General features: G+C 63.5%; 22 protein-coding genes and 1 tRNA gene. 11 read left to right on the top strand and 12 right to left on the bottom strand.

Features of this window, described 5'->3' with window-relative positions; genetic code table 11:
- Positions 1-5 precede the first annotated feature (5 nt).
- From ACHWUQ_RS13730 to ACHWUQ_RS13710, 5 genes are all read left to right on the top strand, one after another.
- The gene (locus ACHWUQ_RS13730) at positions 6-545 is read left to right on the top strand and encodes a hypothetical protein (protein WP_394681478.1); all 540 of its coding nucleotides are present in this window, start codon (positions 6-8) and stop codon (positions 543-545) included.
- Positions 546-781: 236 nt separating this feature from the next.
- The gene (locus ACHWUQ_RS13725) at positions 782-1,438 is read left to right on the top strand and encodes a GDSL-type esterase/lipase family protein (RefSeq protein ID WP_394681477.1); all 657 of its coding nucleotides are present in this window, start codon (positions 782-784) and stop codon (positions 1,436-1,438) included.
- A 57-nt stretch (positions 1,439-1,495) separates the two neighbouring features.
- A complete protein-coding gene (locus ACHWUQ_RS13720) occupies positions 1,496-1,834 on the top strand; it encodes a hypothetical protein (protein ID WP_394681476.1) in 339 nt (112 codons plus the stop codon).
- Entirely contained in the window at positions 1,831-2,463 is a 633-nt protein-coding gene (locus tag ACHWUQ_RS13715; protein ID WP_394681475.1) for a glycoside hydrolase family protein, read from the top strand. Before ACHWUQ_RS13720 ends, ACHWUQ_RS13715 begins: the two co-directional genes overlap by 4 nt.
- Positions 2,460-2,999, top strand: a complete 540-nt coding sequence (locus ACHWUQ_RS13710; RefSeq protein ID WP_394681474.1) for a hypothetical protein — start codon at positions 2,460-2,462, stop codon at positions 2,997-2,999. The genes ACHWUQ_RS13715 and ACHWUQ_RS13710 overlap by 4 nt, the downstream gene beginning before the upstream one ends.
- A gap of 316 nt (positions 3,000-3,315) precedes the next feature.
- Here the strand turns inward: ACHWUQ_RS13710 and ACHWUQ_RS13705 are convergent.
- Positions 3,316-3,400 (bottom strand) — tRNA-Leu (locus tag ACHWUQ_RS13705).
- A gap of 37 nt (positions 3,401-3,437) precedes the next feature.
- Here ACHWUQ_RS13705 and cysM point away from each other — a divergent pair.
- Genes cysM through ACHWUQ_RS13690 form a run of 3 tightly spaced genes read left to right on the top strand, consistent with a single transcriptional unit; the run spans position 3,438 to position 5,270 of the window.
- On the top strand, positions 3,438-4,349 hold the full coding sequence (cysM, locus tag ACHWUQ_RS13700; protein WP_394681473.1) for a cysteine synthase CysM: 912 nt from the start codon (positions 3,438-3,440) through the stop codon (positions 4,347-4,349).
- A 38-nt stretch (positions 4,350-4,387) separates the two neighbouring features.
- Positions 4,388-5,014 carry an NUDIX domain-containing protein gene (locus tag ACHWUQ_RS13695; RefSeq protein WP_394681472.1) on the top strand — a complete coding sequence of 209 codons (627 nt, stop codon included), beginning with the start codon at positions 4,388-4,390 and terminating at the stop codon, positions 5,012-5,014.
- A gap of 28 nt (positions 5,015-5,042) precedes the next feature.
- Positions 5,043-5,270 (top strand): sulfurtransferase TusA family protein, encoded by a 228-nt coding sequence (locus ACHWUQ_RS13690; RefSeq protein ID WP_027010629.1) that lies wholly within the window; start codon positions 5,043-5,045, stop codon positions 5,268-5,270.
- Positions 5,271-5,344: 74 nt separating this feature from the next.
- Here ACHWUQ_RS13690 and galU read toward each other — a convergent pair whose 3' ends face one another.
- From galU to hemC, 9 genes are all read right to left on the bottom strand, one after another.
- Positions 5,345-6,232: a UTP--glucose-1-phosphate uridylyltransferase GalU gene (galU, locus tag ACHWUQ_RS13685; protein WP_230771474.1), complete on the bottom strand. Its 888-nt coding sequence runs from the start codon at positions 6,230-6,232 to the stop codon at positions 5,345-5,347.
- 108 nt (positions 6,233-6,340) lie between these two features.
- Positions 6,341-9,244 carry a valine--tRNA ligase gene (locus ACHWUQ_RS13680; protein WP_394681471.1) on the bottom strand — a complete coding sequence of 968 codons (2,904 nt, stop codon included), beginning with the start codon at positions 9,242-9,244 and terminating at the stop codon, positions 6,341-6,343.
- Between the two features lie 225 nt (positions 9,245-9,469).
- Positions 9,470-10,045: a YceI family protein gene (locus ACHWUQ_RS13675; RefSeq protein WP_239811352.1), complete on the bottom strand. Its 576-nt coding sequence runs from the start codon at positions 10,043-10,045 to the stop codon at positions 9,470-9,472.
- 46 nt (positions 10,046-10,091) lie between these two features.
- A complete protein-coding gene (locus ACHWUQ_RS13670) occupies positions 10,092-10,667 on the bottom strand; it encodes a YceI family protein (protein WP_239811353.1) in 576 nt (191 codons plus the stop codon).
- 32 nt (positions 10,668-10,699) lie between these two features.
- Positions 10,700-11,263, bottom strand: coding sequence for a cytochrome b (locus tag ACHWUQ_RS13665; protein WP_312986945.1), 564 nt, complete (start codon positions 11,261-11,263; stop codon positions 10,700-10,702).
- A 274-nt stretch (positions 11,264-11,537) separates the two neighbouring features.
- Positions 11,538-12,824: a heme biosynthesis HemY N-terminal domain-containing protein gene (locus ACHWUQ_RS13660; protein WP_373448616.1), complete on the bottom strand. Its 1,287-nt coding sequence runs from the start codon at positions 12,822-12,824 to the stop codon at positions 11,538-11,540.
- Between the two features lie 3 nt (positions 12,825-12,827).
- Entirely contained in the window at positions 12,828-13,973 is a 1,146-nt protein-coding gene (locus ACHWUQ_RS13655) for a uroporphyrinogen-III C-methyltransferase (protein ID WP_394681470.1), read from the bottom strand.
- Positions 13,970-14,806 (bottom strand): uroporphyrinogen-III synthase, encoded by an 837-nt coding sequence (locus ACHWUQ_RS13650; RefSeq protein ID WP_394681469.1) that lies wholly within the window; start codon positions 14,804-14,806, stop codon positions 13,970-13,972. The genes ACHWUQ_RS13655 and ACHWUQ_RS13650 overlap by 4 nt, the downstream gene beginning before the upstream one ends.
- 18 nt (positions 14,807-14,824) lie before the next feature.
- Positions 14,825-15,745, bottom strand: a complete 921-nt coding sequence (gene hemC / locus ACHWUQ_RS13645) for a hydroxymethylbilane synthase (protein WP_394681468.1) — start codon at positions 15,743-15,745, stop codon at positions 14,825-14,827.
- Positions 15,746-15,914: 169 nt separating this feature from the next.
- Here hemC and ppc point away from each other — a divergent pair, with 169 nt between their 5' ends.
- The 3 genes from ppc (at position 15,915) to ACHWUQ_RS13630 (ending at position 21,367) form a co-directional block, all read left to right on the top strand.
- On the top strand, positions 15,915-18,800 hold the full coding sequence (gene ppc, locus ACHWUQ_RS13640; RefSeq protein ID WP_394681467.1) for a phosphoenolpyruvate carboxylase: 2,886 nt from the start codon (positions 15,915-15,917) through the stop codon (positions 18,798-18,800).
- Between the two features lie 163 nt (positions 18,801-18,963).
- Positions 18,964-19,296, top strand: coding sequence for an SMR family transporter (locus ACHWUQ_RS13635; protein WP_133858066.1), 333 nt, complete (start codon positions 18,964-18,966; stop codon positions 19,294-19,296).
- Positions 19,297-19,423: 127 nt separating this feature from the next.
- Positions 19,424-21,367 (top strand): trypsin-like peptidase domain-containing protein, encoded by a 1,944-nt coding sequence (locus ACHWUQ_RS13630; protein ID WP_394681466.1) that lies wholly within the window; start codon positions 19,424-19,426, stop codon positions 21,365-21,367.
- Between the two features lie 69 nt (positions 21,368-21,436).
- Here ACHWUQ_RS13630 and ACHWUQ_RS13625 read toward each other — a convergent pair whose 3' ends face one another.
- On the bottom strand, positions 21,437-22,357 hold the full coding sequence (locus tag ACHWUQ_RS13625) for a sulfurtransferase (RefSeq protein WP_312525473.1): 921 nt from the start codon (positions 22,355-22,357) through the stop codon (positions 21,437-21,439).
- A 101-nt stretch (positions 22,358-22,458) separates the two neighbouring features.
- Positions 22,459-23,340, bottom strand: a complete 882-nt coding sequence (locus ACHWUQ_RS13620; protein ID WP_239811361.1) for a DMT family transporter — start codon at positions 23,338-23,340, stop codon at positions 22,459-22,461.
- Positions 23,341-23,441 lie beyond the last annotated feature (101 nt).

Genomic DNA, 23,441 nt, shown 5'->3' with positions numbered 1-23,441 from the left:
TCGACATGTATATCGACACAACTACCAATGAATGGGGCCTGACCCCAGCTGCAATCATGCAGCGTCACCCTTTAACAGTTTTCCCCGATCCATTTTCCCCTCTTGAGCAATATGCGCAGGTGGCGGATCAACCCCAGCCTTTTTTTGACGCAGCGACTCACAAGGCAGTGGAGCAGCAGCCTTTGTGGAGTGAGCGCGGCTATCTGCAGCAGTGGCACGTCGTGCCGCTGAATGAAAAGGAGCTTGCACATCTTCAGGCCGAGCGCCTGGCTGCTGAGCAGACCGCATTAGATTCAAATCGGATAACGATTTCGCGCACCCAAGGTTTGATCTATATCTATCGCATGTTGGGGGTGACTGAGGCGGATATCGAAATTCAGATGGAGTCGTTGGCAGACGAAGACACCAGATACGAGGCTACCTTGTACTTTCGCTCTGCAACCTGGGATAGCGACAACCGGTATGTACTTGCCTTTGGTGCTTGCATTGGTTGGGATACGCCTGCCAAGGTGGAGCATGCTTTCCGCGCCGCACGGGAACTGTAGTGGCTGGTGTTACAGCCGATACGGCCCGCCAGAAGCGTTCTTTTTTGAGGTTGATGTGAAGTGAACATACCTGTAATCGTCAATTAGCTCGATGACGACTGTCCAAGGCGTTGATGGCATTGGGTGCTGAACCCGACCTCATGCCAAGGCGCACCGGTTTGCCGCATCGCTTGGCTGGGCTGCCGTACCCATCTCTCACGCCATCTGACCTCCTAAAAGCCCAATACGAAAAGAATATGACAATCCAAGAACTTCTCCGCAAAATACTGCGCAAATTTTGCGTTCGTTGCTGTCCCTTGTCGGTAGAACTGAACGGGGACAGTATTTTGTTTGGCTGGGGCTGCGACAGCACGCCAGCAATGCAGATGCGCGCGCAGCGCCCTCGATGGACGCTGACGGACCGCAATGCCTGTGGTCTGCGGATGGCGGACTTCATGCAGGGCTACCAGGAGCCATTTCCTGGTGCGCCACCCGACATGTATCCCGCAGGTCCGCAGCCCGCATTCAAAGATGCCCTGCACCAGGCTCAGGTGATAGTGCTTGGTCTGGGCCTGAACGACTCCTACGGCTATCTGTCGCCGGAGGCCTACCGGCAGCAACTGCTGGATGCGCTGGCGGTCATTCGCAGTGCGGGTGCCGTTCCGGTGTTCACCGGCCTTGTGCCCATCCCCAGTGGCTACTACGACCCGTGGCAAGATGCCAATCTTCTGGCCTTTCAGCAAGTGATGCGCGATGTCGCGGAATCGCAGGGTGTCATCCATGCTGATTGGGACGAGGAGTACCAAGGCGAAGGGGACCTGCAGGACGACCATATCCATCGCAGCCAGAACGCGACGGACCGACTGACGGCCCGCTTGATCGCAGCCATTGACCGCGCGGCAAAGCGCGTCTGACCTGGCTGCGCAACCCATGACCCGCTTCGGCGGGTCTTTTTATTTCTAGGAGGCCTGATGCAAAGCACAGACATCAGCATGCCGATGGCCAAGGCGACCAGTGCGGTCACGTTGGCCACCGCAGCACAAACGGACATGGCGGACAAGCTGGTTCAGGCCGCCACTGTCAACACCAGTTCCCAGACCTGGCACTGGGTCAATGCAATACCCTGGGGCGCGATCGCCTCAATCGTGGCGGCGCTCTACACCTCGCTGTTGATCTGCGAGTGGTTTTGGAAAAAGCTCTGGCGCCCGGCTTTCGAGCGCTGGGGGTGGCTGGCGCCGCGCAAGCCCTTGGTGACCATGACCCTCGACGACTTCCAGCACCTGAGTGACACACCAAGGATGGAGCCATGAGCCGGGTGCCCCATGCGCTGCGCACCGGCTTGATGGCCTTGGCTGTGCTGCTGGCCGGTGGTGGCGGCTATATGGTGGCTGAGCGCGACCAAGTAGCCGCCCACACGATGGCTGCGCAAAACCCCTATATCCAGGCCGTGGCGGCCGACACGGGCACCTCGGATGCCATCAAGATTGCTCTGGTCATGGGCAGCTTTTACGAAAGCAGTTACCGCCATATCGGCAAGCCCTATGTGGACCGGCTGGGCAAGGGGGCGCCGCTGACGGTCTGCAATGGCCTCACCGGGCCCGATGTGGTGGCCGGGCGCTATTACTCACCGGTGGACTGCTATGGACTGGAAAAAAACCGCTACCTGGCATCAGAAGCCGCTGCAAAGCGGCTTTTTCGTTTTTGGGACCGGTACACGGTGCTGCAGCAAGCGGTGTTTATCGACTTCATCCACAACAAGGGCGAGGCCGCGTTGGCGGGATCAACCTTGCTGCGCAAGGCCAATGCCGGTGATGTGGCCGGTGCCTGCCGAGAAAACCTGCGCTGGAACCGCGGCACGGTCCATGGCGTGTCGGTAGTGCTGCCTGGCTTGCAAAGCCGCGGCAATGCCAACGGCGAGATTTGCGAGGAGGGCTTATGACCTTGCAGATCAAGCTGGTGCTGGCGGCCATCATGGCCGCGCTGGCCTTTTCGGCGGGCTGGATCGCCAAAGGCTGGCAGACAAGCGCCCGCGTTGCCGAGCTGCGTGCAGACCATATGCGAGCGCTGGCGGCGCGGGCCGAGGCTGCACGCAAAGACGAAGCCCATACCGCCCAACTGGAGCGCAAATATGCCCAAGATACGATTTACAACGCCGACCAGCTGGCAGCCTTCAAGACTGGCATTGATGTGGATGTGCGCGCTGAGCTTGCCCGCGCTGAGCGCCTGCACCGCGACACCGACAGCCGAGCCGCCACTTATCGTGCGCAAGCCCAGGCCGACGCCGCTGCCCGCAGCGATCTTGCAGATAAAGCGGCAGCCCTCGACCGACAGCTTGCACAAGGCCTCGGCGTGGTCGCAGAACTCGGAGGCCATCTTAGGCGACGTGATGCAGAAGTAGCTGCACTGTGCAGCCAGGTCAATACGGAGCGCCGGCTGGGAGGCGACGATACCGACAAAGCCTGCGCTGCCCCTTGATCCCTCAGGCAAAGAGCCTCTCTGGCGCCATTCGGCTGCCGGGGAGGCTCTTTTTTGCGTTGAAGGGGCGCAAAGATCAATGACCCCACTGATTCGGAGGGGGAAGAGTGGGTTCCGTTGGTGCCGTGTCAAGGCTGCGGCTGCCCGCCCCCCCCAACACCAACGTAACAAGGGGCTTGCCCTCTGGTTAGAATGTCGGCTGCTATAGTTTTTATACAAGCGCAACCTGTTTCAACCGCGAACGCCTAGCCATGCAGCACTCCACACCAGACAAAGAAAAAGCCGCTAAGTTGTTTAAACTTAACGGCTTTGAGTGTGGTGCCCGGGGCCGGAATCGAACCGGCACGCCTTGCGGCGGGGGATTTTGAGTCCCCTGCGTCTACCAATTTCACCACCCGGGCTGTGTCTGTATCGCAGCTCGCAATTATGGCACAAATAATGAGCTCCAAGAAATACCCAACGATTGAAGATGCGATCGGCAAGACCCCCCTGGTGGCCCTGCAGCGCATTGGTGCTGACTACAACGAGGCCAATGGCAATGTGGTGCTGGGCAAGCTCGAGGGCAACAACCCGGCCGGTTCGGTCAAGGACCGGCCGGCGGTGTCGATGATCCAGCGCGCCCAGGAGCGTGGCGAGATCAAGCCTGGTGATACCTTGATCGAGGCCACCTCGGGCAACACCGGTATTGCATTGGCGATGGCTGCCGCCATCAAGGGCTACCGCATGGTGCTGATCATGCCCGAGGACCTGTCCATCGAGCGTGCACAGACGATGAAGGCCTATGGCGCGCAGTTGATCCTGACGCCCAAGAGTGGTGGCATGGAATATGCGCGCGATCTGGCCGACAAGATGGTGGCCGAAGGCAAGGGCATTGTGCTGGACCAGTTCGCCAACCCGGACAACCCGCGCGCCCATTATGAGACCACCGGCCCCGAGATCTGGGAGCAGACGGGTGGCCAGATCACCCATTTCGTCAGTGCGATGGGCACGACTGGCACGATCACCGGTGTGTCCCGCTACCTGAAGGAAAAGAACCCGTCGGTGCGCATCATCGGTGCCCAGCCGACCGAGGGCTCACGCATCCCGGGTATCCGCAAGTGGCCTGAAGAGTACCTCCCCAAGATCTATGACCCCAGCGCGGTCGATGAGATGGTGTACGTGACCCAAAACGATGCCGAGGACATGGCCCGCAGCCTCGCCTGCGAAGAAGGCATCTTTGCCGGCATTTCCGCCGCAGGCGCCTGCCATGTCGCTCAGGAAATTGCGCGCCGTGAACGCAACGCTACCATTGTGTTCGTCGTCTGCGACCGGGGGGACCGTTATCTGTCCACTGGCGTATTTCCCGCCTAACGCGCACGCCGGTCGGCGAGTGCCGGCACGAAAGCCTTATGCAATACGAAACGAAATTTTGCGTGAACTGCGCCACGGCGCTGCAATGGAAAGTGATGACCGAGGACAGCGGAGAGGTCAGCCGGCTGCGCTGCCCCGCCTGCGGCTGGACCCACTGGGGCAACCCCACGCCGGTACTGGCTGCCGTCGTCGAGAATGACCAGGGCCAGGTGCTGCTGGCGCGCAACGCCATGTGGCAGCCGGGCATGTTTGGCCTGATCACCGGCTTTATGGAGGCGGGTGAATCGCCCGAGGCCGGCATTGCGCGGGAGGTGCTCGAGGAAACCGGTTTGCGGACCAAGGCCCTGCGCCTGATTGGCTGCTGGGAGTTTTTGCGCATGAACCAGGTGCTGATTGCCTACCATGTGCGCGTGGCAGGTCGGCCAGAGGACGTGCGCCTGTCGCCCGAACTCGTGGAGTACCAGTGGAAGACCGCGCAGGACGTGCTGTGCTGGCCGTCTGGCACCGGCTATGCAATGGCTGAGTGGGTCAAGAGCAAGGGCGAGCCGGTGCGTTTTGGCGCTTTCCGCCCCAACAACCCCAACCCCGATCCCGATCCCGCCAAATGGCCGGTGAACTACTGGGAAGAGGATGCCCGCTTTGTGGTGGCACCCCGCCTGGACTGAGTCTGGCGATCAACAACGAATGAGCACGATGGATATTGACCAGGAAGTGGACACGCGCGGGCTGAACTGCCCGCTGCCGATTTTGAAGGCCAAGAAAGCCTTGGCCACGATGCAGAGCGGGCAACTGCTCAAGGTGGTGGCGACCGATACCGGCTCGATCCGGGATTTCCAGGCCTTTGCCAAGCAGACCGGCAATGAGCTGGTGGAGCAGCAGACCGTGGGTGAGGAGTTCATCCATATTCTGCGCCGCCGCTAGCCTGGCGCTCGCCTATTGCCAAACAAAGGCCTGCATCAGCAGGCCTTTTTTAGTGCGTGAGGTTCCGCGCAGACTCAGATCTGCAGCTCTTTCAGAAAGGCTCGGAAATCATCGCCCACATCAGGGTGCTGCAGCGCCAGCTCCACGGTCGCCTGCAGGAAGCCTTCCTTGCTGCCGCAGTCATAGCGTTTGCCGCTGTAGCGGTAGGCGTACACCGTCTCGCTGTGCATCAGGCGCTCGATGGCGTCGGTCAACTGGATCTCGCCACCCACTCCCTTGGGCTGGTTGCGGATCTCGTCGAAGATGCCGGGGGTCAGCACATAGCGCCCGGCCACGCCCATGCGCGACGGGGCTTTTTCCGGAGCGGGCTTTTCGACGATCTCGTCAATGCGCATCAGCGGGCCGCCGGCAGGCTCGCCCTTGACGATGCCGTATCGCTTGGTGTGTTCCAGCGGCACCTCTTGCACGGCCAGCAGCGAGCGGCCTTGTTTGGAGAACGCCGCCGTCATCTGGGCCATCACACCCGGGCCGCCTGGCGCGCCGGTCATCAGGTCATCGGCCAGCAGCACGGCAAAAGGCTCGTTGCCTACCAGCGGCTCGGCGCACAGCACCGCATGGCCCAGGCCCAGGGAACGCGGCTGGCGCACAAACAGGCAGTTCATGTCATCGGGGCTGACGCTGCGCACCAGGTCCAGCATGGCCTGCTTGCCGGCGTTTTCCAACTCGTTTTCCAGCTCGTAGGCGGTGTCGAAGTGGTCTTCGATCGCGCGCTTGCTACGCCCGGTGACAAAGATCATGTCCCGTATACCGGCCTCGTAGGCCTCTTCCACCGCGTACTGGATCAGTGGCTTGTCCACCACGGGCAGCATCTCCTTGGGAGATGCCTTGGTGGCTGGCAAAAAACGGGTGCCCAGGCCAGCGACTGGGAAAACTGCTTTGCGGACACGGGTCGGTGTAGTCATAAATACTTGGGTTCCAGGACTTGGATGTGACAAAGGCGCAGCAAGCTGCGCCTTTGTGTGCAGGGCCAAGGGGCATTATGTGCTGATTTTTGCACGGCCCCGGCCGTTTCAGCCCAGGCGCTGGAGCTGCTCTTGCAGTTTGCCCAGCGAAGCGCCAAAGTCTGCCACCCGCTTTTTCTCCTGGTCCAGTACGGCAGCCGGTGCCTTGGCGCAGAAAGCCTCGTTGGACAGCTTGGCGTTGGCCTTGGTGATCTCGCCTTCCAGGCGCTTGATCTCCTTGCCCAGGCGCAGCTTCTCGGCTTCCACATCCACTTCGACAAACAGTGCCAGGCGTGCATCGCCCACCACCGATACCGGTGCATGCTGGGCTTCTGCCGCCCAGGTGGCCTCGTCGTCAAACACCTTGACTTCGCTCAGCTTGGCCAGGTTCTTGAGCACGTCGGCGTTGGCGCGCAGGAAGGCAGCGCCATCGGCAGTGCCGGCCACCGTCAGCAAAGGCAGACGCTGGGCAGGCGAGACAGCCATTTCACCGCGCAGCGCACGGCAGGCGTCCACCATCTGCTTGATGCGTTCGACATAGGCGATGGCCTCGTTGTCGATCTTTTCGGGCTGGGCTTGCGGATAGGCGGCAATCGCAATCGATGCGCCTTCGCGGCCGGCCACCGGGGCGACCTTTTGCCACAGTGCCTCGGTCACGAACGGGATGATCGGGTGGGCCAGGCGCAGAATGGTTTCCAGGGTGCGGATCAGGGTGCGGCGGGTGCCGCGTTGCTGGGCTTCGTTGCCAGTCTGGATCTGTACCTTGGCGATTTCCAGGTACCAGTCGCAGAACTCGTTCCAGACGAAGTCATAGATCGTGTTGGCCACGTTGTCCAGGCGGAACTCGGCAAAGCCCTTGGCCACGTCGGCCTCGGCCTTTTGCAGCTGCGAGACGATCCAGCGGTCCGGCTGGCTGAACTGCAGGTAGTCGCCAGCGGCGCACTGGTCCTTGCTGTGCTCGAGCAGGCCGCAGTCATGGCCTTCGCAGTTCATCAGCACAAAGCGCGAGGCGTTCCACAGCTTGTTGCAGAAATTGCGGTAGCCTTCGCAGCGCTTGCTGTCAAAGTTGATCGAGCGGCCCAGCGATGCCAGCGCGGCAAAGGTAAAGCGCAGCGCATCGGCGCCATAGGCAGGAATGCCTTCGGGGAATTCCTTTTGCGTGTTCTTGCGCACCTGCGGCGCGGTCTCCGGCTTGCGCAGGCCCACGGTGCGCTTGTCCAGCAGTGGCTCCAGTGCAATACCGTCAATCAGATCGACAGGGTCCAGCACATTGCCTTCGGACTTGGACATCTTCTTGCCCTGCGCATCGCGCACCAGGCCATGCATGTAGACATGTGTGAACGGCACGCGGCCGGTGAAGTGCGTGGTCATCATGATCATCCGGGCGACCCAGAAGAAGATGATGTCGTAGCCGGTCACGAGCACCGACGAGGGCAGGTACAGGTTGTAGTTGTCATCGGCGGCGTCCGTCTGGTCGGGCCAGCCCATCGTGCTGAACGGCACCATGGCCGAGGAGTACCAGGTGTCGAGCACGTCCGCATCGCGGCGCAGCGTCTTGCCCGGCGCCTGGGCCTGGGCTTCGGCTTCGCTCTTGGCGACATAGATGTTGCCTTCCTCGTCGTACCAGGCGGGAATCTGGTGTCCCCACCACAGCTGGCGCGAGATGCACCAGTCCTGGATGTTGTTCATCCACTGGTTGTAGGTGTTGACCCAGTTCTCGGGCACAAACTGCACCTGGCCTGACGCCACGGCATCGATGGCCTTTTGTGCAATGCTCTTGCCTGTGGGATCCTGGTCGCTGACCTTGCTCATCGCGATGAACCACTGGTCGGTCAGCATAGGTTCAATCACCTGGCCGGTACGGTCGCAGATGGGCACCATCAGCTTGTGCTTCTTGGTCTCGACCAGCAGGCCTTGGGCTTCGAGGTCGGCTACGATGGCCTTGCGCGCAACAAAGCGGTCCATGCCACGGTATTTTTCTGGCGCCTCGTCGTTGATCTTCGCCTCCAGGGTCAGCACCACGATCATCGGCAGCTTGTGGCGCTGGCCTACCTGGTAGTCATTCTGGTCATGCGCAGGTGTGACCTTGACCACGCCGGTGCCGAACTCGCGGTCCACATAGTCGTCGGCAATGATCGGGATCTGGCGGCCCACCAGCGGCAGGGTCACCGTCTGGCCGATCAGGTGCTGGTAGCGCGTGTCTTCGGGGTGCACCATCACGGCCACGTCGCCCAGCATGGTCTCGGGGCGGGTGGTGGCCACCACCAGCTGGCCTTCACCGCTGGTCAGCGGGTAGGCGATGTGCCACAGCGAACCGTCTTTTTCCTGGTTTTCCACTTCGAGGTCGGACACCGCAGATTGCAGCACCGGGTCCCAGTTCACCAGGCGTTTGCCTCGGTAGATCAGGCCTTGCTGGTAGAGCTTGACGAAGGTATCGGTCACCACCTTGGAGAGCTTGTCGTCCATCGTGAAGTACTCGCGGCTCCAGTCCACGGTATCGCCCATGCGGCGCATCTGCGTGGTGATGGTGTTGCCCGACTGTTCCTTCCACTCCCAGACCTTGGCGACAAAGTTCTCGCGGCCCAGGTCATAGCGGCTTTGGCCGGCGGCCTGCAGCTGGCGCTCCACCACGATCTGCGTGGCGATACCGGCGTGGTCGGTGCCCGGAATCCAGGCCGTGTTGTAGCCCTTCATGCGGTGGTAGCGGGTCAGCGAATCCATGATCGTCTGGTTGAACGCGTGGCCCATGTGCAAGGTGCCGGTCACATTGGGGGGCGGCAGCTGGATCGAGAAGTTCCGGTGTGCGGCCACCGATTCTGCATTGGGCGCACCGGTGCCGCGATAGCCGGCGTTGCCGTAGCCGCGCTTTTCCCATTCCGGGCCCCACTGGGCCTCGATGGCCGAAGGCTCAAAAGACTTGGACAGGCTATCGAGACCTGGTTGGGAAATCGGTTGGCTGTTGGTGTCGCTCATGGTGTGATCAATGGAAAACGGCACCACAGATCGGGATGCCGTTGAATAGCTTGGAATGAATAAGCTGATTTTAGCCCGGCTGCAGCGATGACTGGCCTGCGAGGGCTTGTCGCACCGATCTCCGCCGCCCGCGCCTCTGGCGCGCCCATAAAAAAACTGCCAGCCGCCGTCCATCGGCTGCTGGCAGTCTATGCGGTGGCGCACAGGGGTGCGCGCGCGTCGTGCTTACTGCTTCACCGCTTCGATCTGTACCACCAGGCGCACATTCTTCGCAGCGCCCCAGTTCACACCGTAGTCCAGACCGAAGGCGGTGCGGTCAAACGTGGTGTCGAAATCGCCACCGCAGACTTCGCGGTCTTGCAGCATCTTGTTGGGGTAGCAGTTGAACTTGCTCGCCTTGAAGGTGATGGGCTGGGTCTTGCCCAGCAGGGTCAGGTTGCCTTCCACCGATGCCAGCTTGTCGCCGTCAAACACGAACTTGGTGGACTGGAAACGCGCCTTGGGATGCTCGGCCACGTTGAAGATGTCCTTGCTTTGCAGGTGCTTGTCAAAGCCGGGCGTGCCGGAGTTGACCGAGGCGATGTCGATGCTGATATCGACGGAGCCGGTCTTGCCTTCGCGGTCCAGGGTCAGGGTGCCTTCTTTTTTGTCGAAGCGTGCACGGTTGGTGGTGGCGCCGTTGTGGTCGATTTCGAAGGTCGCAAAAGTGTGCGTAGGGTCGATCGCGTAGGTGGCTGGAGCCGCGTGCACAGCACCGGCAAACAGGGAAGCAGCGGCCAGGGCCAACAGGGATGTGCGCATCAGATTTCTCCTAAAGGGGTAAAGGAACAGGGAAACACAAAAAAGCTTAGAGCTTGCCAACACCGGTCAGCGCAAGCTTGAACTGCACCTGCACTTCATCGGCCACCATCGAGGTGTCCTTCCAGTCGCCATCACCGATGGCATAGGTCAGGCGCTTCAGCGGCAAGGTGCCGGCGGCCGTCGTGGTCGTGCCCGACTGGGTCAGCGTCACGGGCAGGCTGACCTTCTGGACGTTGCCCTTGATCGTCAGGTTGCCATCGACCTGGTACTTGCCGCCGCCCAGTGCCTTGACGGCAGTGGAGTCAAAGGTCGCTTGCGGGAATTTCGCGACATTGAACCATTCTGCCTTGGGCAGCTCGGCATCGGTTTCCTTGACGCCCATCGTGGCGCTGCCGGTATCGACCGAGAAATGGATCTTGCTGGCTTCGGGCTTGGCGGTGTCGAACGCGATCTTGGCATCAAACTTCTGGAAGTGGCCTTTGATCGGCACACCCATTTGCTTGGCTTCGAAATTCACGGCGCTTTGCGCAGGCACCAGCGCTTGCTGGGCCATCACCGGGGCGGCAAAGGCAGCCGCAGTCAGCGCGGCAGCGAACAGGGCGGTTGGGGAGAGCTTGGACATCGGATCAGACTCCAGTAAAAAAACGGTACGAATCAAGAAGCGCGGCCGGGCAGCATGCGGGAGAGCAGGCCGTCTCGGTCAATCAGCTGGTGCTTGAGCAGCGCAGCCACATGCATGACCACCAGCGCCGCCAATGTGTAGGCCAGGTAAGCATGCCAGGGCTTGAGTGCCTCGGCGAGTTCCGGGCTCTTGCTCACCAGGTCCGGCAGCGGCATCACCCCAAACAGCACGATCGGAAAGCCGGCTGCAGAACTGTAGATCCAGCCGACCAGCGGTACGGCAAAGAACAGCGCATACATCAGGTGATGAACGCCGTGGTGGGCGACATGTTGCCAGGCGGGCATCGCGCGGGCGGTCGCTTCGGGCAGTGCCGGTGGGCGGTGGGTAAAGCGCCACAGAATGCGCACAGCCGACAGGATCAGGATCGTCATGCCGGCCCATTTGTGCCAATTGAAGTATTTGAGGCGCGTGGGGGAGAAGGGCAGGCTGGTCATGTACAGGCCAAAGGCGAAGATGCCAATCAGGGCCAGGGCCAAAATCCAGTGCAGTGCAATCGCGGTGCCGGTATAGCGGGTGTTATTGGTCGTGGTAGCCATAAAAAACGCTGCAGCGAAGGATGCAGCGGAATTGTTTGAAGCGAGTGTAGGAGCGGATCAACCGGCAGAAGTTCAGCCCGATTGATGGCGAAGTTCAAATTAATTGAATTGATCGACCTTGCCCTGGATGGTTCCAGAACCAATCCTCATAAGCATATGCTGAGCAGGCTAAAACAGGCAGTTCTCAACGCGGTCCTTACAACAGTTAAGACCGGGTAGTTTGTATCGCCTTGTACATCGGCCGGCGCAAACCGGCCCCGGCAGGGTCAGTGCCTCAGCTTTGCTCGCCCGCCAGTGCCGCCTGCTTCCAGGCCTGGGCGGCGGCCGCCGCATCGCCGCGGTATTCGGCCTGCCGGGCCAGATGCTGCCAGGCGCGGCGGCGCAGCGACTCCTCCTGCAGCGAAGGCGCTGCCTGCTGCAGCCATTGCTGCGCCTTGCCCCAGAGCTGGCGCTGCAGGCAGGCGCATCCGGCCAGGTACTGCAGATACGCATCGTGCGGGCGGCGCTGCTGGGCCGCTTCGATGCGGGCCAGCCAACTGGCATCGAGCGCACCCATGCTGTCTTCGAGCACCCGCACCAGACGCTCGGCCTGCAGGCTGGGCAGGCCGTTGTTGCTGTTGGTGTAACGCTCCCAGGCGGGCAGCAGCCATTCGCGCATCTGCTGCGGGTCGCCACCCAGTTGCTGCAGGCGCCGCGCCGCATGGATGCCAACTTCAGGCAGATTGCGCTCGGCGGTGTCCAGGCTGCGCCAGGCCTGCATCAGCTGCTCGGGGTCATGGGCGTCGTTGATCAGCTCGGTAGCCAGGCCCTTGATGATGCTTTGCGCTGCAGCCGCAGAAAATGCGCGGTGCTTGGCCAGCAGCCGGGCGGTGTCCAGCGCGGTCAAGGCTTGGCGCAGCTGGCGTGCCGCCTTGAGCTTGAGGCGCAACGCCAGGGTGCGGCGCGCTGCACCCTGCGGCAGGCGCGCCAGTTGTTCGATCGCGCTGTGGGCGTTGTGGTCATCCAGCGCCCACTGGGCGGCGCGCAGCTGGGTGCCTTCGGCCAGCTCAGGCAGGTGGCTGGCGCGGGGGGCGGTGGCTTCCTGCATCGCCATCTCCCAGTGCTGGTCGCGCTGGGCCTGGTCTTGCAACGCGTGTGAGCTTTCGGCAGCCAGCACATGGCCCAGCACACGCAGCTGCAGGCCATGGGGGATCGCGGCGCCGCTGTCCTGCAAGGCTTGCTCCTGGGCCAGCGCCGACAGCGCGGCCTTGCGGGCCCGCACAAAGCGGCCCGCCTGCAACTGGGTGACGGCATCGAGCGCGGCGCCATGCATCGCCCGCTCCTTTTGCTGGATGCGCCAGCGCTTGGCCTGGCGCGGCAGCTCGAACATCGCGCTGACGCCGCGCAGCGCGCCATAGACCAGTACAAAGGCCAGCAGCAGCAGCACAACGACCAGGTTCAGCGAGAAGTCTATGCGGTAGGGCGGCCAGTGCAGGGTGACGCTGCCCTGGTTGCTGCCGGCAAACAGCGCCGCCGCCACTGCAACGGCAAACAAACCGATCAACCAAATTGCGGCTCTCATCGCTTAACGTCCTGCGGCAGCGGTGGCCAGCGCCGCCAGGGTGTCATTGGCGCGGGGCACTTCCACATCCTGCATCGCCTGCTGGAGCTGGTTGATCTGCTGGGCCGCCTGCTGGCCACGTCGCGACGAGACATCGAAATACTTGTGCACTGCATCGGCGGCAGCGGCCAGGTCATTGCGCGACGCATTCATCTGGCGGCCCAGCAAGGCCATGCGGGCATTCATGATGCGAAGTTTGAGGTTTTCGCGGACAAAGAATGCCTGGGTAGGCGAGAGCAGCACCGCATCGGGGTAGTCGATGCGGCGCACGCGCACCAGGCTGCGGGCTTCCTCATGCACCACGCCCCATGCGGTGGACAGCGCAGAAAGCCACCAGCTAGGCGCGGCGGGATCGTCCGCGGTCGCATTGGCGCTGGCAGAGGCCGGCGCGGCTGCGGCGGGCGCTGGCTGGCCCGTCCGGCCCCGGGCAGGTGCGGAACGGCGCGCGTTCTTATCCAGCACATCGTTTTGCAGCGGCAAATCATCGATCTGGCGCAGCACATCATCCATGCGGGCCAGCAGACCGGCGGTGTCGAGCGATTTGCTGGTGGCGATGCGGTCCAGGTCACGGGCAATGGCGCGCTGCAGCGGGGCCAGCCTTGGTTGTGCGGAGACGCTCACGCGTTGCTGGGCGATCTTCAGCGCGCTGACGAGCGGGTCGGGGCTGCCGCTCAACTGGCTTTGCTGCATCGCAAAGCGCACGGCACTTTCGATGTCGCCGACCATCGTGTCATCGCGGTTGCGCGAGAGGCTTTGCACCAGCTCTTCCAGCTGGCCGCGCTGCAGCGCCACTTCGCCGACACGCGCTTCCATCACCGACATGCGTGAGGCGGTATCGCGTGAGACGTCATCAGCCTGGCGGGCCAGGGTGCGGGCTTCCACCGCCTGGGCGCGGGAGTCGGCGCTTTGCAGTGCCAGCTGCTGCTGGATATTGTTGAGCCGTTGCCAGAGCATGGCCGCACTGATGATCGCTATCGCTGCAGCAACGCCCAGGGCCACGGACGTCCAGACCCAGGCTTGCGGCAGGCGGGTGCCAGCAGGGCTGACCGGGCTGGGGGCGGGGGTCGTTGGGGAAGGCGTGGGGTTCAGTGCGTGCTCGGGCAGCGTCATAGCGCAGATTCTAACGACGCCACCACGTCTTCCAGCGAAGGCCTGCACTGCTGAATGTGGACAAATCCTGCCGCGCGGGTGGCTTGGGCGATGCGTGCATGGGTGGCGAGCGCCTGGGCAGGTGCCAGAGCGGCAGCGCCGAATCTGTTGCGTAAATGCATCACTGCCTCGGAACTGCTGAACAGCCAGATGCTGCCATCGGCCAACGCCTGGGTGGCCAGTGCCAGCTGTGCCGCTGTCCACGCGGGCGCCTGGCGCTGGTACACGCCAACAAAATCCACGCCGATACCTGCCTCCTGCAATTGGCGGGCCAGCCATTCGCGGCCCGAGCCGGTGACCAGTTGGTCGATGGCAGTGCCCGCACTGGCACCCCGCACCACCAGCACGCGCCGGCCCGATGCCGCCATCGCGGTGGCTTGGGGCCCCACCTCGGCCCATAGCGATTCAGAGTCGAACTGCGGCGCATCGGTCGCTGGCTGGTCGATCAGCGCGCCGGGAATGCCCAGTGCCTGGGCTGCGCGTGCCGTACCGGGCCCGGGGCACCACAGCCGGGTAGCGGAGGCGCTGCGCGGCTGCCCGGCCAGCGCCTGCACCAGCGCCGGATCCAGAAAAAAACGGGCTGCATTGGTGCTGACCAGCATCAGCGCGCCATAGCGTGCCCAGTGCTGACGCGCATCCATGCGGGCTGCCTGGTGGGCCGGACTGTCGGCCGCAGCAATGTCGATCAGCGGCAGCGCCTCGGCCGCCCATCCGCGCTGGCGCAGCTGGGCCACCCAATCGTCCGCTTCAGGCTGCGGGCGGGTGATGATGATGCGGCGCTGCGGCTGACCCATGGCAATCGGGACCGGCGCTCAGCGGCGCACCTGCGCACCTGCTTGCTGCAGCAGGGACGCCACATGCTGGCCCAGTGCATCGGCGCTGGCCAGGTCGGTCACGGCGGCGCTGGCCTGGGCAGACACCAGCGGCGCATTCGGGTTGATTTCATCCCCCCAGGCGGCGCGCAGCCACAGCTGTTCGCCTTGCCATTCGCCGTGTGCCGCCAACGGCATGGAGCAGCTGCCGCCCATGCAGCGGCTGACGGCGCGCTCGGCCGTCACCGTCTGCCAGGTGGCCTGGTCGGCCAGACCGGCAAACAGGTCCAGCAGATCGTGCCGGTCGCTGCGCACCTCAATGCCCAGCGCGCCCTGGCCGGCGGCCGGCAGCATGGTGTCGGTGCCAAAAGCATGGCGGATGCGTCCATCCAGCGCCAGGCGCTTGAGGCCGGCCGCCGCCAACACGATACCGTCGTACTGGCCTTCGTCGAGCTTGCGCAAGCGGGTGTTGACGTTGCCGCGCAGCGGCTGGACATCGAGGTCAGGCCGCAGCGCGCGCAGCAGCACCTGGCGGCGCAGGCTGGAGGTGCCGACGACCGCACCCTGGGGCAGATCCTGCAGGCTGGCGTAGTGGTTGGAGACCCAGGCATCACGCGGGTCTTCGCGTTTGAGCACGGCGGCCAGCGCAAAACCCGGGGGCAGCTCCATCGGCACATCCTTGAGCGAGTGCACGGCCAGATCGGCGCGGCCGGTCTCCAGCGCCGTCTCCAGCTCCTTGACGAACAGGCCCTTGCCGCCGACCTTGGACAGGGTGCGGTCCAGAATCTGGTCGCCCAGGGTGGTCATCCCCAGCAGGCCGACCTGGTGGCCCAGGCGTTGCAGGATATGTTGCACATGTTCAGCCTGCCACAGGGCAAGCTGGCTTTCGCGGGTGGCGATGGTCAGGGACAAGGAGCTCATGGGATGGGGCGCCACGCCTGGCCGGTCTGCGCTTTACAGGCGGCGGGCACGATACGTGGTCAACAAGCGGTTCACAACAGGCGGCTGATGCTAGCATGTGCAGCGCCGCTCTTTGGCGCAGTGCGACTTTGGGGCGGCGTGGATCTTTCAGCCCTTTGCTTCTTCGCCCATGACCACTGCCAGCAAAAAAGACACCCCTGCAGTCGCCAAGCCCCCGGCGCGCAAAACCAAGGCGGGCAGCACTGCCGCCACCCAGGCCGTCACCCGCCGCGCCGACAAGGACCAGCCCTTGATGGACGACATCCGGCTTTTGGGCCGGATTCTGGGTGATGTCATCCGTGAGCAGGAGGGCCAGGCCGCCTTCGATCTGATCGAGCAGGTGCGCCAGCTGTCGGTGGCCTACCGCCGCAATGACGACCAGGATGCGGAGAAATCGCTCAAATCGCTGCTCAAAGGCCTGTCAGGCGACCAGACGGTCAGCGTGATCCGCGCGTTCACCTATTTTTCGCACTTGGCCAACCTGGCCGAAGACCGCCACCACATCCGCCGGCGCGAGATCCATGAGCGCGCCGGTAACACGCAAGAAGGCAGCATCGAGGTGGCGCTGGCGCGCCTGCGCTGGGCGGGCATTCCCGTCAAGGCGGTATCACAGACACTGGCGCACAGCCTGATCTCGCCCGTACTCACCGCCCACCCGACCGAGGTGCAGCGCAAGAGCATTCTGGATGCCGAGCGTGCGATTGCCGCGTTGCTGGTGGAGCGCGACGATATTGCCCAGCGCGCCCAGCTCTTCAACAGCAGCAAGGATACGTTGACGCCGCGCCAGCTGGCCGACAACGAGCTGCAACTGAGCGCGCAGGTCACCCAGCTGTGGCAGACGCGGCTGCTGCGCTACTCCAAGCTGACGGTCGAGGACGAGATCGACAACGCGCTGAGCTACTACCAGGCCACGTTCCTCACTGAGATCCCCAAGCTCTACGCCGCGCTGGAGCGCGAGCTGGGCGAGCGCGACCTGGCCACTTTCTTGCGCATGGGCCAGTGGATTGGTGGCGACCGCGATGGCAACCCCAATGTCACCGCCAAGAGCCTGCAGGAGGCGCTGCGCCGCCAGTCCGACCTGGTGCTGCGCCACTACCTGACCGAGGTGCACTACCTGGGCGGTGAGCTGTCGATGTCCCAGCGCCTGGCTGGCACCACCGCCGCGTTGCAGGCGCTGGCGTCACGCTCCCCCGATACCAGCCAGCACCGCGAGGACGAGCCCTACCGCCGCGCGCTGATCGGCGTCTATGCGCGCCTGGCCGCGACCTTGAAGAACCTCAGCGGCGGAGAGGCCGCACGCCATGCGGTGGCGCCGCAAAACCCCTATCTGGCGAGCGAGGAGTTCCTGGCCGATCTGCGCGTCATCGAAGACTCGCTGCGCGACAACCATGGCCGCGCACTGGCCGAGCAGCGGCTGTCACCGCTGATCCGTGCGGTGCAGGTGTTCGGCTTCCACCTGGCGACGGTCGATCTGCGCCAAAGCTCGGACCAGCACGAGGCCGTGATCAGCGAGCTGCTGGCTACGGCCGGGCTGCAGGCCGATTACAGCCAGCTGAACGAGACAGCCAAGCGCGAGCTGCTGCTGCAGTTGCTCAGCGATGCCCGCCCGCTGCGCGTGGTGGGTGCCAGCTACAGCGAGCGCTGCCTCAGCGAAATGGCGATCTTCGAGCGTGCACGCCTGTCGGTGCAGCTCTATGGCCAGGACGCCATCCGGCACTACATCATCAGCCACACCGAGTCGGTCAGCGACCTGCTTGAGGTGCTGCTGCTGCAAAAGGAGGTGGGCTTGCTGAGTGGCCGCATCAACGATGGCCAGTCGCGCGCGACCTTGATCGTGAGTCCGCTGTTCGAGACCATCGACGACCTGCGCCATGCGGCTACCATCATGCGCGAGTACTATGCGCTGCCCCATATCGCCGCGCTGATCCAGCGCAGTGGTGCCGAGCAGGACATCATGCTGGGCTACAGCGACAGCAACAAGGACGGCGGCATCTTCACCAGCAACTGGGAGCTGTACCAGGCCGAGCTGGCGCTGGTGGCGCTGTTTGACGAGCTGAGCCAGCCCAACCCGGTGCAGCTGCGCCTGTTCCATGGCCGGGGCGGTACCGTCGGGCGTGGCGGCGGCCCCAGCTACCAGGCGATCTTGGCCCAGCCGCCAGGCACCGTGCGCGGCCAGATCCGCCTGACCGAGCAGGGCGAGGTGATTGCCTCCAAGTACGCCAACCCCGAGATCGGCCGGCGCAATCTGGAGACGCTCGTGGCCGCCACGTTGGAGGCCACGTTGCTGCAGCCCACCAAGCCTGCCAGCCAGGCATTTCTGGATGCGGCCGCTGATCTGTCGGCCGCCAGCATGGCTGCCTACCGCGATCTGGTGTACGGCACCAAGGGCTTCGAGAGCTATTTCTTCAGCTCCACGCCGATCCGCGAGATTGCCGAGCTCAATATCGGCTCGCGCCCTGCATCGCGCAAGGCCAGCCAGCGCATCGAGGATTTGCGCGCCATTCCCTGGGGCTTCAGCTGGGGCCAGTGCCGCCTGACCTTGCCGGGCTGGTATGGCTTTGGCTCGGCCGTGCAGGCCTTTGTCAGCCAGGAGGGCAAGACCGCCAAGCTGCAATGGGCCTTGCTGCAGAAGATGTACCGGCAGTGGCCCTTCTTCCGCACCCTGCTGTCCAACATGGACATGGTGCTGGCCAAGAGCGATATGGCGCTAGCGCTGCGCTACAGCGAACTGGTGGCAGATACGCGTTTGCGCAAGCGCGTGTTCCAGGCCATCGAGGCCGAATGGAAGAGCACCGCCGAAGCGCTGGCGCTGATCACCGGGGAGGCCAACCGCCTGGCCAACAACCCGGCGCTCGAGCGCTCGATCCGCCACCGCTTTCCCTACATCGATCCTCTGCACCACCTGCAGGTCGAGCTGATCCGCCGCTGGCGCAATGGCGAGGACAATGAGCGGGTGAAGACCGGTATCCATATCTCCATCAATGGAATCGCGGCTGCGCTGCGCAATACCGGTTGAGGTGATCCGGGCGGGGCACCTTGCCATTGGCAAGCGTCTTCTGCCCCAGCTTGACGAGGCCCTGGCGCCACGCCGGGGCCTTTGTTATTTTGACGGGGCGGCTGGCTTGTCTGCCTTTGCAGCGCAGCTGCCCACCAGAAAGAGAAACGAAAAAGGAATCGTGATGAATGCCTATGTCTACCTGGGTGGGGCCATTGCGCTGGAAGTGATGGCCACCACCGCGATGAAGTCCTCCGAGGGCTTTACCCGCCTGGTGCCCAGCCTGATCTGCGGCATTGGCTATGTGCTGTCGTTCTACCTGCTGGCGCAGACCTTGAAGACGGTGCCCACCGGCATTGCCTATGCGATCTGGTCGGGCGTGGGGATTGTGGCGATCTCGCTGATCGCCTGGGCCTTGCATGGGCAAAAGCTCGATGCCGGAGCGATGGCGGGCATGGGCTTGATCATTGCCGGGGTGCTGGTGATCAACCTGTTCTCGAAGTCGGCAGGGCATTGATGCTTGGTGTCCATGGATACGCTGGCCGCAGCTATTGACTCGCAAACTTCATTAGCGATTTCTAAAATAAATCTTAGAATGCTTGGTTTTGTATCGATAGCACTGAAGGGGTACCGGCATGGGGTGGATGGCAAAAATAAGCGTGGCCAGTCTGGTCAGCTGCGGCGCGATGGCGGGATTGGCTGCTGCGGCGGGTTCGCCGGGCCAGACCGATCAGGTCTTCAAGGTGCCGGCGCTGGAGCAGCCAGCGGGTGTGCCGCAGGAGTTCGTGCGTACCAAGAGCATGGAGGCCGGTCTGGCCATCCAGCCCGTCGCGATTGACCTGGGTGAGTGGGCAGGCCTGAAATCCACCCCTGAGTTACCTGTGCGGATCATGGGTGCCTCGCGCACCGTGCCGCAAGCCCAGTCGGCCACGCAGACGGCGCAGCTGCTGCAATGGCGCACATCGGCCAACGGCGGCGCCGTGGCGGCCTTGAGCGTGCGCTCCGGCGGTGCCCAGGGCATGCGCCTGGGCCTGGTGGTGGAGCAGTTGCCTGGCAGCACGATGCTGCGCCTCTATACCGACCACCAGCCTTCGGCGGTTTTCGAGATCGCGGGCCAGCGCGTCATGCAAATCCTGCAGGCCAACCTGGATGCGGGTGACCACAGCGAAGCGGGCCGCACCTGGTGGACACCCAGCAGCTCCGGCGAGCAGGTCACCCTGGAGATCGAGTTGCCTCCAGGCACCTCGCCAGCGCAGCTCAAGGTGTCGCTGCCCCAGGTCATGCACATCTACGAGAACCTGTCGCTGCCGCTAGGCACGGATGAGGTGGATGCTGCGCAGGAGGACGCCAAGTCCCTGCCGCTGGGCAATCCGGTGGATTGCCATCTGGATGTCAACTGCTATCCCCAGCTGCAGCTGGAGCGCAAAGGCGTGGCCCGCATGGCCTATGTGACCGAACGCATGGCCGATGGCAGCTACTACTATGGGCTGTGCACCGGCAGCCTGCTCAATGACGCCCAGGGCTCGAGGACGCCGTATTTCCTGACGGCGGCGCACTGCATGTCGACCCAGACGCTGGCATCGGCGCTGGAGACTGACTGGTTCTATACCTCCACCCGCTGCTCCAGCAACAGCCTCTCCCCGAGCAGCGTGAACCTGCGCAATGGGGCCCAGCTGCTCTACAGCAGCGCCAGCCCGGATGTCACCTTGCTCAAACTCCATGACACGCCGCCGGCTGGCGCCGTGTTCCTGGGCTGGGACAGCAGCATCGTGCCGAACAACACGCCTGTGGTCGGTGTGCACCACCCCGATGGCGGCTTGCAGAAAATCAGCATGGGGGTCATGTCCTCGCGCTATGACTGCCACCTCGATGGCAAGAGTGTGTTCTGCACCTCTGCGCCCAATTCCGGCAACTACTACTATGTGCCCTGGTCCATGGGCCTGACCCAGCAGGGCAGCAGCGGCTCGCCGCTGTTCAACAACGGCGCCGTGACCGGTGTGTTGACCGGCGCATCGGAGGCGAGCTGCCGCGCCAATGGTGCCGGTGCCTACAGCTTCTACCCCAGTCTGAACAGCGTGATGCCCGCCTTGCGCAAGTGGCTGGTGGATGCCGGTGGTGGCGCGACCACCCCTCCCGCATCGGGCCGCATTCCGGTTTACCGCTTCTACAACACGCAAAATGGCACGCACTTCTTCACTGCCAACGCGCAGGAGCGTGACGCCTTGATCCAAGGTGCCCCGAGCTTCCAGTATGAAAATATCGGCTTCTATGCGTCCACGCAGACGGCTGCAGCGCCACAGGCGGTCTACCGCTTCTACAACACCCTCTCGGGCTCGCACTTCTATACCATCAACGCCGACGAGCGGGCGTTTGTGATCGCGAACTATCCGCAGTTCAATGCAGAAGGAGAGGCCTGGTATGCGCGCCAGGCAGCGGGAGAGGGCTCGGTGCCCATGTACCGTTTCAACAATACCCTCACCGGTGCGCACTTCTACACCACCAATAGCGCAGAGCGTGATTTTGTGGAGCGGACCTATCCTCAGTTCAGGTTCGAGGGCGTGGCCTACTACGTCTGGGGCAGCCAGTAAGGCGGCTGCACCGACCGCGCCTGACCGCCGGCTGGAGGGTGGTCAGGCCTGGGAATCAGCAGCGATTCATCAGCCTCGCTCGACGGGGCGCGATGGGTCGCTGCACCATTCGCTCCAGCTGCCGGCGAACAGCGCCGTCGGTGCGTAGCCGGCAATCTCCATCGCGATCAAATTGGGCAGGGCGCTCACGCCGCTGCCGCATTGGTGCACCACCGTCTGCGGATCGTGCCCGGCCAGCAGTGCCTCGAACTCGGCGCGCAGTTCGGCAGCAGGTTTGAAGCGGCCGTCAGGTCCGATATTCGTTGTGAACGGGCGGTTGAGCGCGCCAGGAATGTGGCCGGCCACCGGGTCCAGCGGTTCGACTTCCCCGCGGTAACGCGCCGGCGCACGCGCATCGATCACGGTCTGCTGTGCGCCCAGCGCCTGCTGCACCTCGCTGGCAGTCTTGAGCGTGCGCAGCGCCGGGCGCAGTTCAAAATTGCTTTGAAAATGGCTGGCAGGCTCGCCCGCCTCCACCGCACCACCCGCCGCCTGCCAGGCCTGCAGGCCGCCGTCGAGCACGGCCACGGCATCGTGGCCGGCCCATTTGAGCATCCACCACAGGCGGCCAGCATAGTTCACGCCATTGCGGTCGTAGACGACCGCCTGCATGTCGTTGCGAAAGCCGACCTGCGACAGCCACACCGCAAAACGCTCCCGGCTGGGTAGCGGATGGCGGCCGCCGGAGGCTGGCGGGCCCAGGTCGGTGGCCGCAATGCTTTGGCCGTGGCTCAGGGCGCCATGCGGGGCGCTCAGGTCCTTGTCGAGATTGGCGTAGACGGCGCCCGCGATATGGGCCTGGGCAAACTGCTCGGCGCCAGCGGTTGGCTTGGTCAGGTCAAAGCTGCAGTCAAACACCATCACCTGCTGCGGGCTGGACTGCTGCAGCGCCTGCAACTGGGTGACCGTGATCAGGGTGGTGTAGGCAGCGGTAAGGGGGGTGGTGGCCATGGCAGAGCTCCAGGAAGAATCTTGCAAACATTATGTGGCAGTGCCGCGCCCGCTGCAGCCAACCCGGGTGGCATCACCATGCCACAGGCCGTCTGCCTGGATCAGCGCTTGCGCAGTACCGTCGCGACGATGCCGCTGCCGACGATCAAGGCCATGCCCATCCAGCCGATGGCCGGAATCTGGTCGCCAAAGACGACGATGCTGAACAGGCCCGCAAACACGATGCCTGAATACTGCAGGTTGGCGACGACCAGGGTGGCGCGGCGCGTCGTGGCCGATCCGTAGGCGCGCGTCATCGCCAGTTGCGCACCGGCGGCCAGAATGCCGACGGGGATCAGCCACAGCGCGGGCCAGCCGGGGAAGCTGGAGGTACCGACAAACAAGGTGGCCAGGCCGCCAGCGATGGCCGAACCCACGGCAAAGTAGAACACCACGCGCTGCTCGGGCTCGCCCATGCGCGACAAGGCCACCACCTGCATGTAGGCAAAGGCCGAGATCAGCCCGGACATCAGCCCCACCAGGCCAGCGAACATCTGGTCGGCCTCGATATTGGGGCGCAGCATCAGGATGACGCCGCAAAAGCCACTGATCACCGTCAGCACCAGTGGAATATTCAGCGCGGGCTGGTCGCCCTCGCCCTTGGGGCGCCAGGTGAGCAGGGCGCTGCCCACAACAAAGGCCGCTACCCAGAGGCTGCTCATATAGTTCAGGGTCATCGCGGTGGCCAGCGGCAGCTTGCCGATCGCATAGAACCACATGCCCATCGACGTGACGCCGATGCAGCTGCGCCAGGCATGCATCCGGGGGTAGCGGGTGGTCAGGGAGATATTCTGGCGCCGGGTGAGCCACCAGATCAGCGCCATGCTGATGAGCCCCCGGTAGAACACGATCTCGGCCGCGTTGAAATACACAGAGGCGAACTTGATGCACACGCCCATGAGTGCAAACATGAACGCCGCGGCCACCATCCAAAGGGCTTGCATGGGAAACTTCTAAATAAAAAAGCTGCTATCGCAAAGCGGAAGGGACCCTCTGCAAAACTCCCTGCCGTGGTCTGAACGCGGTCTCGGGCGATCCGCTGCGT

Source organism: uncultured Comamonas sp. (assembly GCF_964277875.1).
Taxonomy (GTDB): Bacteria; Pseudomonadota; Gammaproteobacteria; order Burkholderiales; family Burkholderiaceae_C; genus Comamonas; species Comamonas sediminis.
Note: the sequence above shows the minus strand (reverse complement) of the source record. Positions and strands in the feature narration are given on the sequence as shown.